The 21,166-nt window shown below is 67.7% G+C and carries 22 protein-coding genes and 1 tRNA gene; 8 read left to right on the plus strand and 15 right to left on the minus strand.

The annotated features are described in order from the left end of the window. Positions 1 to 11 precede the first annotated feature (11 nt). Positions 12 to 1,118, plus strand: a complete 1,107-nt coding sequence (locus tag AB4Y64_RS14175) for an NAD(P)-dependent alcohol dehydrogenase (protein ID WP_441817103.1) — start codon at positions 12 to 14, stop codon at positions 1,116 to 1,118. Here the strand turns inward: AB4Y64_RS14175 and pip are convergent. The 6 genes from pip to AB4Y64_RS14205 all read right to left on the minus strand — a co-directional run bounded on the left by pip (position 1,105) and on the right by AB4Y64_RS14205 (position 5,895). Further along, the gene (gene pip / locus AB4Y64_RS14180; RefSeq protein ID WP_441817104.1) at positions 1,105 to 2,079 is read right to left on the minus strand and encodes a prolyl aminopeptidase; all 975 of its coding nucleotides are present in this window, start codon (positions 2,077 to 2,079) and stop codon (positions 1,105 to 1,107) included. The genes AB4Y64_RS14175 and pip overlap by 14 nt on opposite strands. Positions 2,080 to 2,112: 33 nt before the next feature. Further along, positions 2,113 to 2,442: a helix-turn-helix domain-containing protein gene (locus AB4Y64_RS14185; protein WP_441817105.1), complete on the minus strand. Its 330-nt coding sequence runs from the start codon at positions 2,440 to 2,442 to the stop codon at positions 2,113 to 2,115. A 367-nt stretch (positions 2,443 to 2,809) separates the two neighbouring features. Next, positions 2,810 to 4,237: a M28 family peptidase gene (locus AB4Y64_RS14190; protein ID WP_441817106.1), complete on the minus strand. Its 1,428-nt coding sequence runs from the start codon at positions 4,235 to 4,237 to the stop codon at positions 2,810 to 2,812. A 114-nt stretch (positions 4,238 to 4,351) separates the two neighbouring features. Next, positions 4,352 to 4,753: a large conductance mechanosensitive channel protein MscL gene (gene mscL, locus AB4Y64_RS14195; RefSeq protein ID WP_441817107.1), complete on the minus strand. Its 402-nt coding sequence runs from the start codon at positions 4,751 to 4,753 to the stop codon at positions 4,352 to 4,354. Positions 4,754 to 4,810: 57 nt separating this feature from the next. Further along, complete coding sequence (locus tag AB4Y64_RS14200; protein ID WP_441817108.1) at positions 4,811 to 5,548, minus strand: fumarylacetoacetate hydrolase family protein; 738 nt, start codon at positions 5,546 to 5,548, stop codon at positions 4,811 to 4,813. A gap of 17 nt (positions 5,549 to 5,565) precedes the next feature. Next, the gene (locus AB4Y64_RS14205; RefSeq protein ID WP_441817109.1) at positions 5,566 to 5,895 is read right to left on the minus strand and encodes a hypothetical protein; all 330 of its coding nucleotides are present in this window, start codon (positions 5,893 to 5,895) and stop codon (positions 5,566 to 5,568) included. A gap of 111 nt (positions 5,896 to 6,006) precedes the next feature. Between AB4Y64_RS14205 and AB4Y64_RS14210 the strand changes: the two genes are divergently transcribed. Then, positions 6,007 to 6,354 (plus strand): Rieske (2Fe-2S) protein, encoded by a 348-nt coding sequence (locus AB4Y64_RS14210; protein WP_441817110.1) that lies wholly within the window; start codon positions 6,007 to 6,009, stop codon positions 6,352 to 6,354. On the opposite strand, the gene AB4Y64_RS14215 is transcribed toward AB4Y64_RS14210, so the two are convergent. The 4 genes from AB4Y64_RS14215 to thiS all read right to left on the minus strand — a co-directional run bounded on the left by AB4Y64_RS14215 (position 6,338) and on the right by thiS (position 10,041). Continuing rightward, complete coding sequence (locus AB4Y64_RS14215) at positions 6,338 to 8,176, minus strand: SLC13 family permease (RefSeq protein WP_441817111.1); 1,839 nt, start codon at positions 8,174 to 8,176, stop codon at positions 6,338 to 6,340. The two genes, AB4Y64_RS14210 and AB4Y64_RS14215, sit on opposite strands and share 17 nt — an antisense overlap. A 37-nt stretch (positions 8,177 to 8,213) precedes the next feature. After that, a complete protein-coding gene (gene trmB, locus AB4Y64_RS14220) occupies positions 8,214 to 8,954 on the minus strand; it encodes a tRNA (guanosine(46)-N7)-methyltransferase TrmB (protein ID WP_441817112.1) in 741 nt (246 codons plus the stop codon). Continuing rightward, positions 8,954 to 9,748, minus strand: coding sequence for a thiazole synthase (locus AB4Y64_RS14225; RefSeq protein ID WP_441817113.1), 795 nt, complete (start codon positions 9,746 to 9,748; stop codon positions 8,954 to 8,956). The genes trmB and AB4Y64_RS14225 overlap by 1 nt, the downstream gene beginning before the upstream one ends. A 92-nt stretch (positions 9,749 to 9,840) precedes the next feature. Further along, the gene (gene thiS / locus AB4Y64_RS14230; RefSeq protein WP_441817114.1) at positions 9,841 to 10,041 is read right to left on the minus strand and encodes a sulfur carrier protein ThiS; all 201 of its coding nucleotides are present in this window, start codon (positions 10,039 to 10,041) and stop codon (positions 9,841 to 9,843) included. A gap of 198 nt (positions 10,042 to 10,239) precedes the next feature. Here thiS and AB4Y64_RS14235 point away from each other — a divergent pair, with 198 nt between their 5' ends. From AB4Y64_RS14235 to AB4Y64_RS14260, 6 genes are all read left to right on the plus strand, one after another. Then, on the plus strand, positions 10,240 to 12,051 hold the full coding sequence (locus AB4Y64_RS14235; RefSeq protein ID WP_441817324.1) for an autotransporter outer membrane beta-barrel domain-containing protein: 1,812 nt from the start codon (positions 10,240 to 10,242) through the stop codon (positions 12,049 to 12,051). Between the two features lie 28 nt (positions 12,052 to 12,079). Continuing rightward, positions 12,080 to 12,153 (plus strand) — tRNA-Gly (locus AB4Y64_RS14240). Positions 12,154 to 12,253: 100 nt separating this feature from the next. Further along, positions 12,254 to 12,970, plus strand: a complete 717-nt coding sequence (locus AB4Y64_RS14245; RefSeq protein WP_441817115.1) for an ATP-dependent zinc protease family protein — start codon at positions 12,254 to 12,256, stop codon at positions 12,968 to 12,970. After that, positions 12,967 to 13,872, plus strand: coding sequence for a 30S ribosomal protein S6--L-glutamate ligase (gene rimK / locus AB4Y64_RS14250; protein ID WP_441817116.1), 906 nt, complete (start codon positions 12,967 to 12,969; stop codon positions 13,870 to 13,872). The genes AB4Y64_RS14245 and rimK overlap by 4 nt, the downstream gene beginning before the upstream one ends. 477 nt (positions 13,873 to 14,349) lie before the next feature. Then, positions 14,350 to 15,030, plus strand: a complete 681-nt coding sequence (locus AB4Y64_RS14255; protein WP_158733826.1) for a response regulator transcription factor — start codon at positions 14,350 to 14,352, stop codon at positions 15,028 to 15,030. A gap of 4 nt (positions 15,031 to 15,034) precedes the next feature. Continuing rightward, positions 15,035 to 16,378 (plus strand): sensor histidine kinase, encoded by a 1,344-nt coding sequence (locus tag AB4Y64_RS14260; RefSeq protein WP_441817117.1) that lies wholly within the window; start codon positions 15,035 to 15,037, stop codon positions 16,376 to 16,378. 55 nt (positions 16,379 to 16,433) lie between these two features. On the opposite strand, the gene AB4Y64_RS14265 is transcribed toward AB4Y64_RS14260, so the two are convergent. From AB4Y64_RS14265 to ahcY, 5 genes are all read right to left on the minus strand, one after another. Next, on the minus strand, positions 16,434 to 17,345 hold the full coding sequence (locus AB4Y64_RS14265; protein ID WP_441817118.1) for a branched-chain amino acid transaminase: 912 nt from the start codon (positions 17,343 to 17,345) through the stop codon (positions 16,434 to 16,436). Between the two features lie 85 nt (positions 17,346 to 17,430). Beyond that, positions 17,431 to 18,000, minus strand: coding sequence for a hypothetical protein (locus AB4Y64_RS14270; RefSeq protein ID WP_441817119.1), 570 nt, complete (start codon positions 17,998 to 18,000; stop codon positions 17,431 to 17,433). 94 nt (positions 18,001 to 18,094) lie between these two features. Then, positions 18,095 to 18,673 carry a hypothetical protein gene (locus tag AB4Y64_RS14275; RefSeq protein WP_441817120.1) on the minus strand — a complete coding sequence of 193 codons (579 nt, stop codon included), beginning with the start codon at positions 18,671 to 18,673 and terminating at the stop codon, positions 18,095 to 18,097. A gap of 82 nt (positions 18,674 to 18,755) precedes the next feature. After that, positions 18,756 to 19,577, minus strand: coding sequence for a methylenetetrahydrofolate reductase [NAD(P)H] (metF, locus tag AB4Y64_RS14280; protein WP_441817121.1), 822 nt, complete (start codon positions 19,575 to 19,577; stop codon positions 18,756 to 18,758). Positions 19,578 to 19,704: 127 nt separating this feature from the next. Beyond that, positions 19,705 to 21,165 carry an adenosylhomocysteinase gene (ahcY, locus tag AB4Y64_RS14285; RefSeq protein WP_441817122.1) on the minus strand — a complete coding sequence of 487 codons (1,461 nt, stop codon included), beginning with the start codon at positions 21,163 to 21,165 and terminating at the stop codon, positions 19,705 to 19,707. Position 21,166: the final 1 nt, after the last annotated feature.

Genomic DNA, 21,166 nt, shown 5'->3' on the forward strand with positions numbered 1-21,166 from the left:
GAGGGGACAACATGAGACTCAAGCGCGTGGCAGGATTCGGTGCCGTCGTGGTGGTGCTCGCGATGCTGGCCTTCGCGGTGGCCTGGTGGCGCTCGGACAACGTGTGCAGCGGCCCGGCGGTGGCGTTGACGCAGCCGATGAAAGCCGTCACCTACTGCGACTACGGCACCGCCGATGCGCTGCATTACGGCGACATCGAAAAACCGGTGCCGGCCAACGACGAGGTGCTGGTGCGCGTGCGCGCCGCCGCGGCCAATCCACTGGACTGGCACTACCTGCGCGGCACGCCTTACCTGATGCGCATGGGCACCGGCTTGCGCCGACCGAAAGAGATCCGCCTGGGCGTCGACTTTGCCGGCACGGTCGAAGCGGTCGGCAAGGGCGTGACGCGTTTCAAACCCGGCGACGAAGTGCTCGGCGGTCGCACCGGCGCGTTTGCCCAGTACGTCACGGTCAAGCAGGATCGCGCCATCGTCGCCAAGCCTGCCAATCTCAGTTTCGAGCAGGCCGCCGGCGTCGGCGTCGCCGCCGTGACCGCGCTGCAAGGGCTTCGCGATGGCGGCAAGCTGCGGGCCGGCCAGACGGTGCTGATCAATGGCGCCTCCGGTGGCGTCGGCACCTATGCGGTGCAGATCGCCAAGACCTTCGGCGCCAACGTGACCGGCGTGTGCAGCACGCGCAACGTCGAGCTGGTGCGCTCGCTCGGCGCCGATACGGTCATCGACTACAAGACCACCGACTACACCCAGGGCACGCAGAAGTACGACGTCATTCTCGACAACGTCGGCAACCGTTCGCTGGCCGAGAACCGGCGCGTGCTCAAGCCCGGCGGCAGGTATGTGCTGATCGGTGGCGGGGGCCCCGACAACGGCCGCTGGATCGGGCCGATGATCAAGCCCATTGGCGCGGCGGTGACCTCGTGGTTCGTGTCGCAGCACATGGGCATGGTGCTGGCCGAGCTCAACCAGAAGGACCTCAACGAACTGGCCCGGTTGATGGCCGACGGCAAGGTCACGCCGGTGATCGACCGCACCTACCCGCTGGAAGAGCTGCCCGATGCGATCCGCTATCTCGAATCCAGTCGCGCCCGCGGCAAGGTGATCATCACCGTGCCGTGACCGAAGTGGCGGCCTCGCCCGATGCCATGGCGTCGGTGGCCGTCACCAGCGCATCGACGATCGCCGGGTCGGCCGCGCTGTGGCCGGCCAGCACGATCCGCAGCTGCGCCTGTGGCCAGGCCGCGGCCAGATCGCAGGCGGCGCGCACCGGGCAGATGATGTCGTAGCGTCCGTGCACGATCGTCGCCGGAATGTGGCGGATGCGGTCGATGTCGCGCAACAGCTGGTCGTGCTCGAGAAACATCGCGTGGCGGAAGTAGTGCGCTTCCGCGCGCGCCACCGCCAGCGCCACCTGCGGGTCGGCGAAATTCCCCGGTTCGTCCGGATCGTGCACGAGCGTGGTGCTGCCGCCTTCCCAATGGCCCCATGCGTGCGCGGCGGCCAGTCGCGTCGCCTCGTCGTCGCTGTCGAGCCGACGCCAGTACGCCTCGATCATGTCGCCACGCTCTGACTCGGGGATGTGCGCCAGGTAGTGCGACCAGCGCTCCGGGAAAATCTGCGATGCGCCGCCATCGAGCTCGTTGAACCAGCGCAGCTCGTAGGAGCGACCCAGGAAGATGCCGCGCAGCACCAGCCCGGTCACGCGGTCCGGGTGCGACTGCGCGTAGGCCAGCGCCAGCGTCGAACCCCACGAACCGCCGAACACCGCCCAGCGCTCGATCCCCAGGTGCTCGCGGATCTTCTCGATGTCGGCCACCAGGTGCCAGGTGGTGTTGTCGCGCAGTTCCGCATGCGGTGTCGACTTGCCCGCGCCGCGCTGGTCGAACAGGACGATGCGGTACCTGGCCGGATCGAAGAAGCGCCGGTGGTACGGCGACACGCCCGCGCCGGGCCCGCCGTGCAGGAACACCACTGGAATTCCGTCGCGATTGCCGCACTCCTCGACGTGGAGCTCGTGCAATTCGTCGACGGCAAGGCGGAAGCAGCGATAGGGCTCGATCTGCGGATACTGGTCGCGCACGGTTCGGTTCCATGGTGTCGGCGCGTTGCAGTTTTACATGCCGCCCAACGCCTGTGCGACGAACGCCCGTCCCAGCGTCTGGCTCGGGTACTCGCCGAAGAGTTCGAGGTATTCCGAAGCCATTCGACCGCCGTGCGCGTAGCCGAAGCGCGACGAGACCGTGGCCACCGTGGCGCCGTGCGGATCGGCATGCGCGAGCGCGTCGTGCAGCATCTGCAGCCTGCGCAGGCGCAGGTACTGGCTGGGCCCGACATCGAACTGCTCGTTGATGATCGTGCGCATCGTGCGCTCGCTGACCCCGGCCGCGCGGCACAGGTCGGACAGGTGCAGCGGCCAGTGCTGCAGGTCGATCAGTTCGAGCACCCGGGCAACGGTGTCGGTCCGCGATGCCCGCGGCCTGCCGCGGGCGGCGGGCGCGCGCGGAGAGGGGTAGGCGGAAGCATACGCAGCGGCGTCCGCTGCATTGCGCGAAGCGGCGTGGAGCGATGGAGTTCCCATGGAGACCCTCCCGGTTGCTTGATCTGACTGCGCCCGCAGCAGGGGTTCGGACCCGCGGAGTCTGCTCCGTCGGGTATCCGGCCGTCATTAGCCCAGCGAGTCCAAAGCAGGCGCTGTGCACGGCAAAGTGGCGCTTTCCGCCATTCATCCGACAGCCGGTGCACGCCCTCTACATCAATCCGACGCCGCCTTTACGCAATTCCGACCTGGCGGCGTCGGCTTGGATCAGCCATTACTTCGCGGGAGCCGCCTCGGTCTTGGGTGCGCTGCCGAAGCCGCCCTCGGCCGAGGCCGCTAGATAGGCGAACACCGCATACGCAGCGACGTTCTGCGCCAGCGCCTTCGGATCGATCTTGTCGAAGGTGTCGTCAGGGGTGTGGTGCAGGTCGAAGTAGTCGCTGCCGTCCTGCGCCAGGCGTCCCCAGGCCAGGCCCTTCTCGGCGAACGGGCCGATGTCCGGACCCGGGCCACCCTGGCCGGGCACGTGTTCGATGCCGAGCGGCGCCAGCGCCTGCGCGATCTGCTCGTCGGCCTGCTTGGCGTAGTCCGGGGCCGAGCTCGAATAGGCATAGATGCGGCCGGCGCCAAAGTCGCTCTCGGCACCGATCTGGTGGCGCGACAGTTCGGCGACATGCGCGTTCGCATACGCCTTGCCGCCATGCAGGCCCTGCTCCTCATTGGCGAAGGCCACCACGCGGATGGTGCGCGCCGGGCGATGCTTGAGGTTGCCGATGAGCTTGCCGGCTGCCATGGTCAGGCCGACGCCGGCGCCGTCGTCGATCGCACCGGTGCCCAGGTCCCACGAATCCAGGTGCCCGCCGATCACCACCACTTCGTTGGGCTTGCTGCTGCCGCGGATCTCGCCGATGACATTGTGCGAGGTGTACTGGCCGTCCCAGCCGCAATCGAGCGCGACGTTGACCTTGACCGCGCCGAGCGCGAGCAGGCGTGCCAGCTGGTCGGCGTCGGGCACCGACAGCGCCGCCGACGGAATCGGCGTCAGGCCATCGTCGAAGCGGGTGATGCCGGTGTGCGGGTTGCGGTGCGAATCGGTACCGGCCGAACGCATCAGGTAGGCGGCCGCACCGGCGCGGATCGCCGCCGACGGACCCTTGCTGCGCACGCGCGAACCGGGGCCGTAGCCGGCGCCGTCGCGGGCGCGTTCCATCTTGTAGTCGATGAAGGCGATCTTGCCGGCGAGCGAGCCCGGTGCGGCGGCTTCCAGCGCCGCCAGGTCGGCGAAGCGCACGACTTCGCCCTCGACCGTGCCGGCAGGGCTTCCGCCCAGCGCGGTCAGGTGCAGGGGCTGCGCGTTGGCGCCAACCACGTTCGCGCGCTCGCTGCGGCGCTCCCACTTCGGGAAAGTCACCGGCTCGGTCCAGACCTTGTCGAAGCCGAGCTCCTTGAACTTGGCCATCGCCCAGGCGACCGCGCGCGCATCGGCTTCGCTGCCGGCCATGCGCGGACCGACTTCGGTGGTCAGCGATTCGGTGATGCGGTAGCCCAGGTCGCTGGCCAGCGCGGTTTCGCGCAGCTGTGCCGCGGTGGCGATGGCCTTGTCGGGGATGCGCGTCGTCGGCTGCGCGGCGTTGACGTCGCCGCTGGACAGCACCGCGGCGGAAAGCAGGGTGGCAATGGCCACGGACAACGTTGCACGCATCAGCAAGGACTCCCCGAAGTCGAAACCGCGAGCGTAGCAACTCGCCGGTTCGCAGGGGGGGTGCCTATGGTCACGCCTGCTGTGCGCGCATTGGCGGAAGCCGCCAATCGTCCCTCACTTCTTCAACGAATCCCGGATCTCGCGCAGCAGCAGCACGTCTTCGGGCACGGCCGGCGCCGCCGCCGGGGCGCGCACGCGGTTGTAGGCCTTGAGCACCAGGAAGATCACCAGCGCGATCAGCAGGAAGTCGATCACGGTCTGGATGACCAGGCCGTACTTGATGGCCAGCTCGGCGGCCACTTCCTTGCCGGCCGAGTCGAGCTGCGCCGGTTTGATGATGTACTTCCAGTCGGTGACGCTGGCGCCCTTGGTGACGGCGCCTATGGCCGGCATGACGATGCCGTCGACCAGCGCGGTCACGATCTTGCCGAACGCCGCGCCGATTACCACGCCGACGGCGAGGTCGATGACGTTGCCGCGCGAAATGAATTCCTTGAACTCGCTGATCATTCCCATGGCTGCACTGTCTCCGTGATTGCCTGAGGGTTTGCTGGCGCAAGCCCTGGCGAACGACTATACCGGCGCGGCGTCTGCGGTCTGTGCAGCGACGATGCGGCCGGAGTGTTCGATGACGCCTTCGAGCACGGCGTGGAAGCGGTCGCCCGGTTGCAACGGACCGACGCCGGCGGGCGTGCCCATGAACACCAGGTCGCCAGCGCGCAGCGCGTACAGCTTCGACAGTTCGTGCAGGATTTCCGGCACGGTCCAGATCAGGTCGGCGAGCGAGCCGGCCTGGCGGGTGTCGCCGTTGATCTGCAGCGTGAGCTTGCGCGGGCCGAGTTCACCGACCTGCGCGGCCGGCACGATGGCGCTGATCGGCGCGGCATGGTCGAACGCCTTGCCGGTATCCCAGGGCAGGCCCTTGGCCTTGGCCGCGCCCTGCAGGTCGCGCCGGGTCAGGTCGAGGCCGACCGCATAGCCATAGACCAGGGCGCCGGCATCGGCCGGATCGAGCACGCCCGCGGGGGCGTCGCGGCCGATCGCCACGACCAGCTCGACTTCGTGGTGCAGGTCGCGGGTGCCGGGCGGGTAGGGCACGTCGGCGTCGAGCGCGATGGCGTCGGCGGGCTTGAGGAAGAACACCGGGTTGCCGCGATCGGCCGCGGAGGCGGGCACGGCGGCGCCCATCTCGCGGGCGTGGTCGGCGAAGTTGCGGCCGACACAGTAGATACGGTGGACGGGGAAGAACCGGTCCGCGGCGCCATGCACCGGAACACGGGGTTGCGGCAGCGCCGCGATCACGTCGCTCATTCGATCACGCCAGCCGGTTACGGTGCGGTGCGCCTGGAGCGGCCGCGGTCGGCCTCGAGCACCTGGCCTTCCACCACGCGCGGGTCGACCACGCGGTACTCGGCCTCGACGATCCGGGCATCGCGGGCGGCGGCGTTGCCGCGTCCCTTCCACAGCTTGTAGACCACGCCGGCAGCGATCATCGCCGCGCCGAGGACGACGCTGAACATCACCAGCACCAGCAGCAGGCCCAGCCCGACCACGCCGAGCGCGAAGCGCAGCAGGCGGTGACGCGGCTTGCGCGGCTCGAAAGCGGAGCGCACACGCTGGAACTGGGCGGAGTCGAAACGGAAGGTCTGGGCGAACATCGGCGACGTCGTGACACAATGCGGCAACAAGCCGGGCAACGGAGTATCGGGCCAGGGTTGGGCGAAGGTGTGAGAACTTCGTTAAGCATTCAGCACGAGGCCCCCGCCGCGATGTCACCCCTGCTGCCACTGGAACGTCTGCCGGACGGGGCTTTCGCCGAGGTCGAGGCGGTCATCGACGGCGATGCCGAGTCGCTGGTGCTCTACCGTGACGGCGATCACGTGCGTGCGTGGCTCAACATCTGCCCGCACGCCGGCCGGCGCCTGGACTGGGCGCCCGGTCAGTTCCTCAAGAGCAAGGACGGCCTGCTGGTCTGCGCGGCGCACGGAGCGAGCTTCGAGCTGCGCGGCGGCGAGTGCGTGGCCGGTCCGTGCCGGGGCGAGTCGCTGCGCGCCGTGGACGTGTCGGTGCGCGATGACGCGGTGTGGCTCGACGGCAACCTCAGTACAGCAGGTTGATCATCGCCACGATCACCACCGTATAGATCAGCGACAACGGTGCGCCGATCTTCCACAGTTCCTTGGCGGTGTACCCCGCCGGGCCGGTGATCATCGAGACCACCGGGTTGGACGCGGTCATGAAGTTGTTCGACGCCGACAGCGCCACGATCAGCGCGAACGCCACCGGGTTGCCGCCCGCGGCCAGCGCCAGGTTGATCGCCAGTGGCACGGTGACGATGGTGGCCCCGACGTGGCTGATCACCAGCGAGAACAATGTGGTGAACAGGCCGACCAGTATTTCCAGCAGCCACACCGGCGTGCCGGTCGGCAACCGCTCGATCGTGTGCCCGGCCACCCAGGCCGCCGCGCCGCTGGAGTCCATCGCCCAGCCCAGCGGAATCAGGCAGGCCATCAGGAACACCGTCTTCCAGTTGATCGCGGCGTAGGCCTCGTCGATGTTGAGCACGCCGGCAATCAGCATGCCGGCCACGCCGGTCATCAGCGCGATCGACACCGGCAGGCGCGAGGACAGCGCCAGCAACATGGAGATGGCGAAGATCGCCATGGCGATCTTGAACTTGTGCGGGCGCTGCTCGCCCTTGGGGTAGTCGGTGACCACCACCAGGTCCTTGCTCTCGGCCGCCTGCGCCAGGTCGGTCCAGATGCTGTGGAAGACCAGCATGTCGCCGGCGCGCAAGGCCACGTCGCGCACGTTCTCGCGCAGCACCGCCTTGTCGCGGTTGATCGCCAGCAGGCTCAGGCCCATCTGCTTGCGCAACTGCAGGTCGCGGCCGTTCTTGCCGATGAACTTCGAGGTTGCCGGCACCACCGCTTCGGAGATGCCGGCGCGACTGGGGTTGAACAGGTCGCCGAAATTCTTCAGGCGCGAGGACAGGCGCAGGAAGTGGTTCTGGGCGAAGTCGCTGACCTGCTGGCGCGGGCCCATCGCGCCGAGCACGCTGCCGACCCAGATGCGCGTGTCGGCCGGTGGCGCCAGGCGCGACTCGCTGTCGCTCTTGAGGGCCAGCAGCAGCGGCGCGTTGTGCAGTGCCTCGGCTTCGCCCAGCGACATGCCGACCAGGGGGCTGTCGGCGGTGACGGTGAGTTCGTAGACATCGCCGTCGATGCCGTAGGCCTTGGCGAAGTAGCTCTGCGTGCGTGCCGGCGTCGCGCCCTTGCCGTCCTCGTCGCGCAGGCGCTTGTCGCCGAAGAAGTGGAAGTACGCCAGCGACGCGCCCAGCAACGCCAGGCCGATCGGCAGCGGCGCGAACATCTTCAGCGGTTCGATCGTGGCCGCGCCCGAGGGCAGGTTGCTGTTGGCGGCGATCAGCAGGTCGTTGAGCAGGATCAGTGGCGAATTGCCGACCATGGTCAGCGCGCCGCCCATCACGATCGCGCAGGCGATCGGCAGCAGCAGGCGTGGCAGGGTCAGGCCGGTGCGCGAGGACAGGCGCGCGGCGACGGGCATGTAAAGCGCCATCACCGACGGGTTCTGCATGATCGATGAGTTGAGGCCAGCGACGGCGCTGGTCAGCAGCAGCAGTCGCTGCTCGACGCCGTGCGCGCGTCGCAGCAGCCAGCCGGCGAGGCGGTTGAGCGCGCCGGTGCGGTCCAGGCCGGCGCCGAGGATCATGGTTGCGATGATGCTGATCACCGCGTTGCCGGAGAAGCCGTTGAACAGTTCGTCCGGTTCGACCAGTCCCGACAGGCCCAGCAGCACCAGCACGACCAGGGCCACCACGTCGGCGCGGATGCGCTCGAACAGGAACATCACCATCGTGAAGCCCACCAGCCCGAGCACGAGCTTCATGTCGGTGGTGAGCGTCAGCGCGGTATCCATGCCGGGGCGTTAGCGACTCATGCGTTTAGGGAACGCGTTACGGGACGCGGTCGTAGAGGAGGTCCCACACGCCGTGGCCGAGTTTCTGGCCGCGGGTCTCGAAATGGGTCTGCGGTCGCCACTGCGGACGGTCCACGCTGCCGCGCGGACCAGCGCGGTTGCTCAGGCCGGGCGTCGCATCGAGCACATCCCACATCTGCTCGGCATAGTCCTGCCAATCGGTAGCCAGGTGCAAGCGTCCGCCTTCGGCGAGCTTGGCGACCAGCAGCCGGGCGAACTCGGGCTGGACCAGGCGGCGCTTGTTGTGGCGCTTTTTGTGCCAGGGATCCGGGAAGTAGATGCGGATCTCGTCGAGCGATCCGTCGACGATCTCGTTGTGCAGCACTTCGACGGCATCGTGGTGGTAGACGCGGACGTGGTCGCTGCCGTCTTCGGCCAGGGCATTGAGCAGGCGGCCGACGCCGGGCGCGTGCACTTCGATGCCGATCAGGTCGCGCTCGTGGTCGTTCTGCGCGGCGAAGCGCAGGGCCTCGCCGTTGCCGAATCCGATCTCGAGCACGCGCCTGGCCTGGCGGCCGAAGGCGGCATCGAAATCGCGCGGCACGCCTGCGTAATCCAGGCCGAAGCGGGGCCATAGCTGGTCGAACGCGCGCTGCTGGGCCTCGGTGAACCGCCCCTGCCGCAGCACGAAGCTGCGCACCTTGCGGTGGCCTTCCTCGATGGTGAACGGCTTGGGTGGCGCCTTGCCCTTGGGAGCAGGGGTGTTCGGGTCCGACATCAGCCGATCAATCCATCGACCGGGCTGGAGGCACTGGCGAAGCGCTTGCGCGGGATGCGGCCGGCCTTGAACGCGGCGCGGCCGGCCTCGACGGCGAGCTTCATCGCATGGGCCATCAGCACCGGGTCCTTGGCACCGGCGATGGCGGTGTTCATCAGTACGCCGTCGCAGCCCAGCTCCATCGCGATGGCTGCGTCCGAAGCGGTGCCGACGCCGGCGTCGACGATGATCGGCACCTTGGCGTTCTCGACGATCTCGATCAGGTTGTACTTGTTCTGCACGCCCAGGCCGGAACCAATGGGCGCGGCCAGCGGCATCACCGCGACGCAGCCGATCTCTTCCAGGCGCTTGGCCAGGATCGGGTCGTCGGAGGTGTAGACCATGACCTCGAAACCGTCCTTGACCAGGATCTCGGCCGCGGCAAGCGTCTGCACGACATCCGGGTAGAGGGTCTTCTGGTCGCCCAGCACTTCCAGCTTCACCAGGTTGTGGCCATCGAGCAGCTCGCGGGCTAGGCGACAGGTGCGCACGGCGTCGTCGACGGTGTAGCAGCCGGCGGTGTTGGGCAGGATCGTGTAGCGGTCCGGCGGCAGCACGTCGAGGAGGTTCGGCTCGCCCGGGTTCTGGCCAATGTTGCTGCGGCGGATCGCAACGGTGACGATCTGGGCACCAGCGGCCCGGGTCGCCAGGCGGGTCTGTTCCAGGTCGGTGAACTTGCCGGTACCGGTGAGCAGGCGCGAGGCGTAGGGCTTGCCGGCGATGACGAGGGGGTCGTTTATGAGCGGGGCGGTCATCGCATTAGTTTAGCAGCCGCGCCTGCGTCGCCCCGCATGCATCGCTGCAGGCGACCGGCCCTGCAAAGGGCCCGCGCAGGCGCGAAGCGGGGTCAGCCGCCGCCCAGGGCGTGGACAATCTCGACCCGGTCGCCATTGGCCAGGGCGCGCTCGCCGTGGCGGCTGCGCGGCACGATTTCGCTGTTGATTTCGACCGCGACCCGGCGCTCGCCCAGGCCTTCAAGCTGCAGCAGCTGCAGCACCGTCGTGTCGGCCGCGATCGCGCGCGGCTCGCCGTTCAAGAGAATGTCCATGGTGCTATTGTCGCCGCGGCCACGGGCCCAGGCCAGTCCGGCACGCTTTTTGACGCACTGCGGCGTGAGTGTGACTACGGCGCATGTTTCGATGCTCCATCCGCGGGCGTATGTCGGCCTCACGGACCCGATTCCAAAAACGACACCAACCACACAGCCACCCCAGGGGATTCAATGATGACACCCGTTCGCACCGTGCTGGCCGCCGCTCTGGCGCTGGCGGCCGCTCCGGCTTTCGCCCAGGCCAATCCGTACTCGCAGACCGTCTTCTTTGGCGACAGCCTGACCGACTCTGGCCACTTCCGGCCGGCGCTGGTGCAAGTGGTGGGTCCGTCGGGCGCGCTGCTGGGTCGCTTCACCACCAACCCGGGCCTGGTCTGGTCCGAGTACGTGGCGGATTTCTACGGTTCCAACGCCGTGAGTGACAACCAGGGTGGCAGCAACTACGCCGTCGGCGGCGCCCGCAACGGCACCAACATCGTCAGCGGGCTCGGCGCGGTGCCGTCGCTGACCACGCAGATCGGCAGCTACCTCAGCCGCAACGGCGGCCATGCCGACGCCAATGCGCTCTACACCGTCTGGGGCGGCGCCAACGACCTGTTCGCAGCAGCGACGGCACCGGCACAGGCGCAGGCAATCATCGGTGGCGCCGTCGCCGCGCAGGTCGGCAACGTCGCCGCGCTGGAAAGCGCCGGCGCCCGCTACGTGCTGGTGCCGACCGTGCCCGACCTTGGCCTGACGCCGCAGTCGCGCGCCGGCGGCGCCGTCGCGCAGGCGCAGGGCACCGCGCTGTCGACCGCATACAACAACGCCTTGTTCGCCGGCCTGGCCTCGGCCAACCTGCGGGTGATTCCGCTCGATACCTTCCACCTGCTGCAGGAAATCGTCGCCAACCCGACGCCCTACGGCATCCGCAACGTCACCAATCCGGCGTGCCGCACGCAGCCGGTGCCGGCCGGCGATTCGTCGCTGTTCTGCAACCCGTCCTCCTACGCCGCACCCGATGCCCCGGACGCCTATGCCTTCGCCGACGGCGTGCACCCGTCGTCCAAGGCGCACGCCATCCTCGGCGACTACGCGATCTCCATCCTCGAAGGCCCGCGCCAGCTGGCGGTGCTGCCGCATTCCGAAGCGGTCGTCGGCCGTGCCCGCGCCGATCGCGTCGCCGCACAGATCGGCTCGCGTCCGCAAGGCGAGGGCATGCGCTGGTGGGGCGACGTGCGTGGCGACTTCCAGCGCTACGGTGACGGCGACAACTACGACGGCATGGGCCCGACCCTGAGCTTCGGCCTCGACTGGGCCAGCGGCGAGCTGGTGTACGGCGGTTTCGCCGGCTACGGCCAGCAGAAGATGGACTGGGGCAACAACCGTGGCCAGTTCGACCAGGACGACGCCACCCTCGGCGGCTACCTGGGCTGGACGAGCGGCTCGGCCTGGATCAACGGCCAGCTGAGCTACAGCTGGGTCGCCTATGACGTCGAGCGCCGCGTCAAGCTTGGCCCGACCTCGCGCACCCACACCGGTTCGCCAGACGGCACCAACCTCAGCGCCGGTTTTGCTGCTGGCTGGAACTTCGGCGAAGGCTCGCTCAAGCACGGCCCGGTAATCCAGGTGCTGTCGCAGACGATCGAAGTCGACGGCTATGACGAGAACAGCACGGAAGCCACCGCGCTGACCTTCATGGACCGCGACTACGACTCGCTGATCGGCAGCGTCGGCTGGCAGGTCGATTACACGGTCAACGAGCACCTGAGCCCGTACGCCAAGCTGACCTACGACCACGAGTTCGAGGAGAACGACGACGAAGTCTTCGCCAGCCTGCGTTCGATGCCGGGCGCCGGCACGTTCGCCGTCCCGGGTTCGCAGTTCGACCAGAACTACGGCACGCTGGTTCTGGGTGCGCGCACGCAGCTGTTCGGCATGGCGACCAACATCGGCACCAGCTTGACGGTCGGCGAGAAGGGCGGCAACGACGCGACCGTGTTCGTCAGCCTCGGCGGTGGTTTCTGATCGCCTGAACGCATAGACTTCCCGGCACGCGGGTGTAGTTCAATGGTAGAACTGCAGCTTCCCAAGCTGCTAGCGTGGGTTCGATTCCCATCACCCGCTCCAGTTCCGAGAGTCAGGAAAAGGCCCGCCAATGTGCGGGCCTTTTTCGTGGCGTTCGACCCGGGCCGCGGGGCGGCCCGGTGGGGAGGGCGGAGTGGCAGCCATGCCCGAATGGATGGCCTGCCACGGCCGCAACCTTGCCCGCCGTGCGTATACCCGTTTGCATGGCGTGCGGAGCCGACGGCGGGCGTACCAAGTCCGATTGCGATGGAGTAAATTGGCGGCCTCGGTGGTGCTCGCGGTCGTGACTGCTGTTTGCACCATCCCGTCACCCGCTCCAAACATCTGCAGCGGCGGCCTGCCTTACAGTGGCCGCCGTTTTTGCCTTTCAGCGGTCCGCCCTGGAGGCTCGATGGCAACGAAGATCATCCTGGGTTGGCGTGAGTGGGCTTCCTTGCCGGAGCTTGGCATCGCGCGCCTGCGCGCCAAGGTCGACAGCGGTGCGCGCAGTTCGGCCCTGCACGTGGATTCGCAATGGCGTTTTTCCGATGGCGGTGCGCCGTGGGTCGGCTTCAGGATCAGTCCCGGCCAGCGCGGCGGGATCATCGAGGCGACGGCGCCGGTGTACGACGAGCGCGAGGTGACCGATTCCGGCGGCCATTGCACGCGCCGGGTGTTCGTCCGCAGCGTGCTGTCGCTGGCCGGGGTGGAGCGGGTGGTTGAAATCAATCTGTCGGATCGGCGCGGCATGCTGTTTCCGATGCTGCTGGGCCGCACCGCGCTGGCGAGGGTGTTCACCGTCGACCCCGCGCGCTCCTTCCTGCACGGCCGGCTGCCCATCTCGGGCGCGATCGTGCCAATCGTGAAATCAATGCAATGAAACTGGCGATCCTGTCGCGCAACAGCAAGCTCTACTCGACCCGTCGCCTGGTCGAGGCCGCACGCGAGCAGCACCACAGCGTGCGGGTGCTCGACCCGCTGCGCTGCTACATGCGCATCGCCAGCGATGGCTTCAGCATGCACTACAAGGGCCGGCCGATCTCCGGCTACCAGGCGGTGATCCCCCGGATCGGCCTGTCGGTGACCCGCTACGGCTCGGCCGTGCTGCGCCAGTTCGAGCTGATGAACTCGGTCACCCCCAACTCCTCCGACGCCATCCTGCGCGCCCGCGACAAGCTGCGCTGCCACCAGTTGCTGGCCGCAGAGCACATTGGCCTGCCGACCACGGTGTTCGGCGACAACCCCGACGACACCGGCGACCTGCTGTCGATGCTCGGCGCGCCGCCGCACGTGATCAAGCTCAACGAGGGCACCCAGGGCGCCGGCGTGATGCTGACCGAGAAGCTGTCGGCCTCGCGCGGTGTCATCGAGGCCCTGCGTGGCCTCTACGCCAACTTCCTGGTGCAGGAGTTCATCGAGGAGGCGCGCGGTGCCGATGTGCGCTGCTTCGTGGTCGGTGGTCGCGTCGTGGCGGCGATGAAGCGGCAGGCGCCCAAGGGCGACTTCCGCTCCAACCTGCATCGCGGCGGTTCGGCCAAGGGCGTTCGCGCCAGCGCGGCCGAACAGGATGTCGCCATTCGTGCCGCGCGCGTGCTCGGACTTGGTGTAGCCGGTGTCGACCTGATTCGCAGCGCGCGCGGCCCGCTCGTGCTCGAAGTGAACTCGTCGCCAGGCCTGGAAGGCATCGAGGATGCGTCCGGGGTCGACGTCGCCGCCGAGATCATCACTTACGTCGCCGATCGGCTGAAGCGGCGGATCGCAAAAAAGACCGCCGCGCGCTGAATTTCGACGTTGGACGAAAATGGGCGCACGATGCCGGCTATAGACCGACGTAAGCGACGCTAATCAGAACGGGCGTTATTTCGTAACGAAAAATTAACGAGCCTTTTTAACAGCCGTTTAATCGATTTCGGCGTAGCCTGTCCTTACCGCAGCACTGCCGCTCTACCAAGTCAGTCCCTGGTCGATGCAGGTTACGGTAATCGGGGCAATACCCTTTTGGCCCAGGCGCGGTGGCCCCGCGCTTGGGCCTTTGTTTGTCTGCGCGATGGCCCAGCGCGCCGACGACGGCGCGTGTGCAACAGGTGACTGGCGCACACGACGGCTCTGGCAGAATCGTTAAGATCGTTAAGAACGTTAAGATCGTTAAGCGGCTGCACCGCGACAGCGCGACAGTCTTCAGCGCGATGTCCGCCGGGCCACTGCAACTTGGACGACGTTCGACGGTCGAATGCCCCACTACCCAGGAAGGTTCCAGTCATGCGCATCCTCGTCATCGAAGACAACCAGGACATCGCCGCCAATCTCGGCGACTTTCTCGAGGACCGCGGTCATACCGTGGATTTCGCCGCCGATGGCGTCACCGGCCTGCACCTGGCGGTGGTCCACGATTTCGACGCGATCGTGCTCGACCTGAACCTGCCCGGCCTCGACGGCCTGGAGGTCTGCCGCAAGCTGCGCAACGAAGCGCGCAAGCAGACCCCGGTGCTGATGCTGACCGCGCGCGACAGCCTCGAGAACAAGCTCGCCGGCTTCGACTCGGGCGCCGACGATTACCTCATCAAGCCGTTCGCCCTGCAGGAAGTCGAGGTGCGCCTGAACGCGCTGTCGCGCCGCGGCCGCGGCGTGCAGACGCGCGTGCTCAACACCGCCGACCTCGAATACAACCTCGACACGCTCGAAGTCCGCCGCCAGGGCAAGCTGCTGCAGCTCAACCCCACCGCCCTGAAGATCCTCCAGGCGCTGATGGAGGCCTCGCCGGCCGTGGTCACGCGGCAGGAGCTGGAGACGCGCGTGTGGGGCGAGGAGCTGCCCGACTCCGACAGCCTGCGCGTGCACATCCACGGCCTGCGCGCGGTGGTCGACAAGCCCTTCGAGGTACCGCTGATCCAGACCCGCCACGGCATCGGTTACCGAATCGCCGCACCTGACAACGGCTGAGCCCATGGCGGTCGCCGAAGAACCCCAGCGTCCGCCACGCAGGACTCGCTTCCGGCGGCAGCTGCGCAGCCGCATCATCCTGGCTTTCGTACTGCTCGGCTTCGGCCTGACGGCGCTGTTCGCGTGGGCCACGAACTGGACCCGCAACCGCGTCGAGAACCAGATCATCGAAGACGTGATGAACCGCAACATCGACGTTGCGGCGCGCCAGTTCGAGCAGAACCCGGACAACCCGCAGTTCGCCGTCGACCAGATCCGCGCCTACGTCTATACCTCCGACAAGTTCGACTCGGTGCGGGTCAACTGGCCGGAGTGGTACGAGCTGAGCGACGGCATCTACGGCATGACCGGCGTCGACCCGGACGGCAACTCGTTCTCCTACAAGCTGGCGGTGCGCAAGACACCCAAGGCGTGGTTCTTCCTGGCCTACGACATGTCGCAGGCGACGCGCGGCGAGACGCAGTTCCAGCGGGCAATCTGGGCGTCGGTGTTCGTGTTCACCGTGTTGTCGCTGCTGGTGGGCTGGTGGTCGGCATCGCGCGTGATGAGCCCGGTGTCGGAGCTGGCCAATCGCCTCAAGCTGTCGGGGCGCAGCTCGGAGCCGGAAAACCTGGCATCGCATTTCCCCGACGACGAAGTCGGCCAGCTCGCCGAGGCGCTCGACGACTATGCCGAACGCCTGACCGAAGTGGTCCAGCGCGACCGCGAGTTCAATGCCGACGTCAGCCACGAGCTGCGCACACCGCTGGCCGTGGTGAAGGGCGCGGTAGAGCTGCTGCTGTCGCGTCCGGATGTGGACGACAAGACCCGCAACCGCCTGTTGCGCATCCAGCGCGCCGAGCAGCAATGCACCGACCTGATCAGCGCCCTGCTCCTGCTTTCACGCAACGAGCGCGGGCACGGCGCCACCGATGTCGCCAAGGTCGCCGAACAATTGCTCGATGCGCACCGTGCGCAGCTCGGCGGCAAACCGCTGGAGCTTCGCGTCGAGGGCGAGCAGGGGCTGGTCGTGGATGCGCCCGAGGCGGCGGTGTCGGTGGCGCTGGGCAACCTGATCGGCAATGCCGTCAAGTACAGCAATGAAGGCGACGTCGTGGTGCGCCTGGGTACGAAGGCGGTCGCGGTGATCGATTCCGGCCCCGGCCTGAGCGCCGAGGACGCCGCCAAACTGTTCGAGCGCGGTTATCGCGGCACCCACGCCGCGCATTCGCAGGGCGGCGGTATCGGCCTGTCGATCGTGCGCCGGCTGTGCGCCCTGTACGGCTGGGAAGTGCAGGTGCGTCCGGGTGAGCAGCGTGGCGTGGTCGCGACGCTGGCATTCGCCGACGACGTCTTCCCGCGGGCCTGATGGCCGGTTTGCCCCGCGGGAGCCAGCATGCCGGCTCCCGCCAGGATGGCTTCGCTCAGACCGGCTCGAGCCAGCCGTACTTGTCCGGGGTCTTGCCGTCGAACAGGCCGAAGAACAGCTCCTGGATGCGGCGGGTCACCGCGCCCGGCTTGCCACTGCCGACCTGGCGGCCGTCGACCGAACGGATCGGCGTGATCTCGGCGGCGGTGCCGCACATGAACAGCTCATCGCACAGGTACAGATACTCGCGCGGCAGGTCGCGTTCGACCACTTCGATGCCGGCGTCGCGGGCGAGGGTGATGATGGTGTTGCGAGTGATGCCGTTGAGCAGCGCGGCACTGATCGGCGTGGTGTGCAGGGCGCCGTCGAAGACCAGGAACAGGTTCTCGCCCGCGCCTTCCGACAGCAGGCCCGTGGACGCAAGCGCGATGCCTTCGCCGAAGCCCAGGCGGCGAGCCTCGCGCGCGACCAGCTGGCCGGACAGGTAATTGCCGCCCGCCTTGGCGCCTGCCGGAAGCGTGTTCGGCGCGAAGCGCTGCCAGCTCGACACGCAGGCGTCGATGCCCTGGTCGACCACGCTGGCGCCCAGGTACTGGCCCATTTTCCAGGTCGCCACGGCGACATCGGTCGGCGTGTCAGCCGAGAGGCCGAAACCGCCCAGACCGCGGTACGCAACCGGGCGCAGGTAGTCGGTGGTGTTGTCGTTGGCCTTGAGCACATCACGGCAGGCCGCGTTGATCTGCTCCAGCGAATACGGCATCGCCATGTCGTAGATCTTGGCCGAGGCGAACAGGCGCGTGTTGTGGTCGGTGAGGCGGAAGATCACCGGGCCGGAAGGCGTCTGGTAGCAACGGATGCCCTCGAAGACCGACGAACCGTAATGCACCACGTGCGCCATGACATGGGTGGTGGCTTCGGCCCAGCGCTTGATCGCGCCGTTTTGCCAGATCCATTCGGGGTATTGCATTGCCGGGCATCCGTCAGGGGGAAGCGCCTATTGTGCCCTGCGACGAGGCCCCGGCCCAAGTCGCGGCCTTGCCCTGCCAGGGGCCTCAGCCCTTGATCCACCAGCAACCGAAGTACTTCTGCAGGCCGAATACCGTCCGCGACGGCGTGCTGCCATTGGCGAGCGTCTGCTCCACGCGCAGTGCCACGGGCGCCTGCCGCGGGCGCGGTGGCGGTTCGCTTCCGTCGGCAACGGCCAGTGACTCCGGCGGCGCCTCCTCGCTGCGCTCGACCGGCATCACCGGATAGATGCCGATCAACGGCTGCTGCACCAGGGCATCGAGTCGCTCGAGCGCGGCGTAGGCGGCGCTGCCCGACATGCCGGCCCAGTTGTAGACACCGGCCAGGCGGTTGGCGTCGCGGGCGTCGAAGGCGCCATTGATCTCCTGGACCAGTTCGCGCAGGTTGCGCGCGCAGCCACCGCCGCGCTCTTTCGCGCCGGCCCTTGGCGCGACGGGCTCGGGCGGGCGCTCGACCGCGCCGACATCCGGGCAGGCGCGGTCGGTGTAGATGTCCATGCCTTCGGATGTCGTGCAGCGCCGCACCTGCGCGGCGACCGGCTGCCACGCCGCCGCGGCGAGCAGCACGGTCACGAGCAGGCATTTCGACATCGACATCGGCGCAGACTAGCTTCGGCAAGGGGTCCGCGACGATACGCCCATCGCAGTCCGATCAACACCGGCCGCGGACGTGCGCCTGGCGGGCCGTCGTTCAGAAGCGGACGAAATAGCAGCCCGAATACCGCTGCACGCCAAGTTCCAGCACCTGCTGCGGCTCGGAGAAGATCAACTGCATGGCGCCGCCGCTATCGCCCGCACTGGCCAGCGACGGCCAGTAGCTGGCGTCGACCAGCGGTTGCCGCGCCAGGCGCTGCAGGCGGTTCATGACCAGCTGCGCCTGCTGGTGCTGCAGGCCCGGCCAGTGAAAGCTTTCGGCGATGCGGTTGACATCGCCCATGGCGAACGCGCCCATCAGGTCGAGCGAGAGTTGTCCGACGTTGCGTGCGCAGCCGCTCGCTGGCGGACGGCGCAGGGGAACGGCGCCGTGCCTCGTCGTCCCGAGCAGGCCGAGGCTGGCCGACGAGGAAGAATCGAAGGTCAGGCGGTTCACCAGTTCGGCCGACATGGGCGCAGGCGCAGCGCCGAGCGCCGCGCAGGCAGTGTCGGTATAGACGGCCTGGCCGTCGTGGGCCTGGCAGCGGTTGAGGCTGCCGACGGCGTGGGCCGGGGCGGCCAGCAGCAGCACCCAGAGGCATACCCAGGCCGCCACCCGTCGTGGCTGCGTGTTCATGTTCGGCCCGCGGGGGAACGGGAGGTTTCATCCTCTACCCGCGGGCGTCAATGGCGTGTGCTTGCCTGGTTTGCGGACCGCCTTACAGGCGCGAGATCACCGACAGCGTCGGCTTGGACAGATTGAGCGTGTAGAAGTGCAGGCCCGGCGCGCCGCCTTCGACCAGGCGTTTGCACATGGCCGCGACCAGGTCGGCAGCGAATTCGCGGATCGAGTCGGCGTCGTCGCCGAAGGCATGCATGCGCTTGCCGATCCAGCGTGGGATCTCGGCGCCGCAGGTGTCGGAGAAGCGGCGCAGCTGGCTGAAATTGGAGATCGGCATGATGCCCGGCACGATCGGCACGGTGACGCCGAGCCGGCGGGCATCGTCGACAAACCGGAAGTAGGCGTCGGCGTTGTAGAAGTACTGGGTGATCGCACCATCGGCGCCGGCATCGATCTTGGCCTTGAAGTGGCGCAGGTCGGCGAGCGCGTCCTCGGCTTGCGGGTGGCACTCGGGGTAGCAGCCGACTTCGATGTGGAAATAGCCGTCATGCTCGCGGCGGATGAACTCGACCAGCTCGGTGGCGTAGCGGAAGTCGCCGGTGTGGCCCATGCCCGAAGGCAGGTCGCCGCGCAGGGCGACGATGCGATGGCAGCCCATCGTCTTGTAGCGCTCCAGCAGTTCGCCCAGTTCGGCGCGGGTGCCGCCGACGCAGGACAGATGCGGGGCGGCATCGAGGCCATGCTCCTGGTGCAGCCGCTCGACGGTTTCCGGCGTGTAGCTCAGCGTCGAGCCGCCAGCGCCGAACGTGCACGAGACGTACTCGGGGTTCTGCGACTTGAGCCGCGCGGCGGTCTTGTCCAGCTGCGCGCGCTGCTCGTCGGTCTTGGGCGGGTAGAACTCGAAGCTGATCGGGGTCATGCGTGGCCGCCGGTGCAGGGGGTGGGGCGTAGTCTATCTCTCTATCGCGATGGAGTGGAACCGTGATGTCGCAAAAAAAACGGGCGCCGAAGCGCCCGTCTTTCACCGCATCGCAGTGTCGCCGCGATCAGTAGCGGTAATGCTCCGGCTTGTACGGACCGTCGGCCGACACGCCCAGGTAGGCGGCCTGGTCGTCGGTGAGGCGGGTCAGCTTCACGCCGATCTTCTCCAGGTGCAGGCGCGCGACTTCCTCGTCGAGCTTCTTGGGCAGGATGTAGACCTTCGGCTCGTAGCTGTCCTTGTTCGCCCACAGGTCGATCTGCGCGAGCGTCTGGTTCGAGAACGAATTGGACATCACGAAGCTCGGGTGGCCGGTGGCGCAGCCCAGGTTCACCAGGCGGCCTTCGGCCAGCAGGAAGATGGAGTTACCCGGCTTTCCATCAGCGTGCTTGAAGGTGTACTTGTCGACCTGCGGCTTGATGTTCAGACGAACCGCGCCGGAAGCGTTGAGCTTGTCGACCTGGATCTCGTTGTCGAAGTGGCCGATGTTGCAGACGATCGCCTGATCCTTCATCTGCGACATGTGCTCGAGCGTCAGCACGTCCTTGTTGCCGGTGGTGGTGACGTAGATGTCGCCACGGCCCAGCGTGCTCTCGACGGTGTTGACCTCGAAGCCTTCCATCGCCGCCTGCAGGGCATTGATCGGATCGATCTCGGTGACGACCACGCGCGCGCCGTAGGCACGCAGCGAGTGCGCCGAACCCTTGCCGACGTCGCCGTAACCGCAGACCACGGCAACCTTGCCGGCCAGCATCACGTCCATCGCGCGCTTGAGGCCGTCGGCCAGCGACTCGCGGCAGCCGTAGAGGTTGTCGAACTTGGACTTGGTGACCGAGTCGTTGACGTTGATCGCCGGCACCAGCAACGAGCCGGCTTCGGCCAGCTGGTAGAGGCGGTGCACGCCGGTGGTGGTCTCTTCCGAGACGCCCTTCCAGTCGCGCACGACGGTGTGCCAGAAGCCCGGGCGCTCGGCGTGGACGCGCTTGAGCAGATCCTTGATCACCTGTTCCTCGTGGTTGCCCGAGGCGGTGTTGACCCAGTCGCTGCCGTTCTCGAGCTCGTAGCCCTTGTGGATCAGCAGGGTGACGTCGCCGCCGTCGTCGACGACGAGCTGCGGGCCGAGGTACTTGTCGGCGCCCGAACCCGGGAAGGTCAGTGCGGCCAGGGTGCAGTCCCAATACTCTTCCAGCGACTCGCCCTTCCAGGCGAACACCGGCGTACCGCTGGCGGCGATCGCGGCGGCGGCATGGTCCTGGGTCGAGAAGATGTTGCACGAGGCCCAGCGCACGTCGGCGCCGAGGTCGCGCAGGGTCTCGATCAGCACGGCGGTCTGGATGGTCATGTGCAGCGAGCCGGTCACGCGCACGCCCTTGAGCGTCGCGGTGGCGGCATACTTCTTGCGGATGGACATCAGGCCCGGCATTTCGTGCTCGGCGATGTCGATCTCCTTGCGACCCCAGTCGGCCAGGGAGATGTCGGCAACTTTGTAGTCGCCTTCGGTGGAGAAGGTCTTTGCTACGGCATTCATG

Origin of the sequence: Lysobacter sp. TAF61, from assembly GCF_052113485.1 — a bacterium.
GTDB lineage: Bacteria > Pseudomonadota > Gammaproteobacteria > Xanthomonadales > Xanthomonadaceae > Lysobacter_J.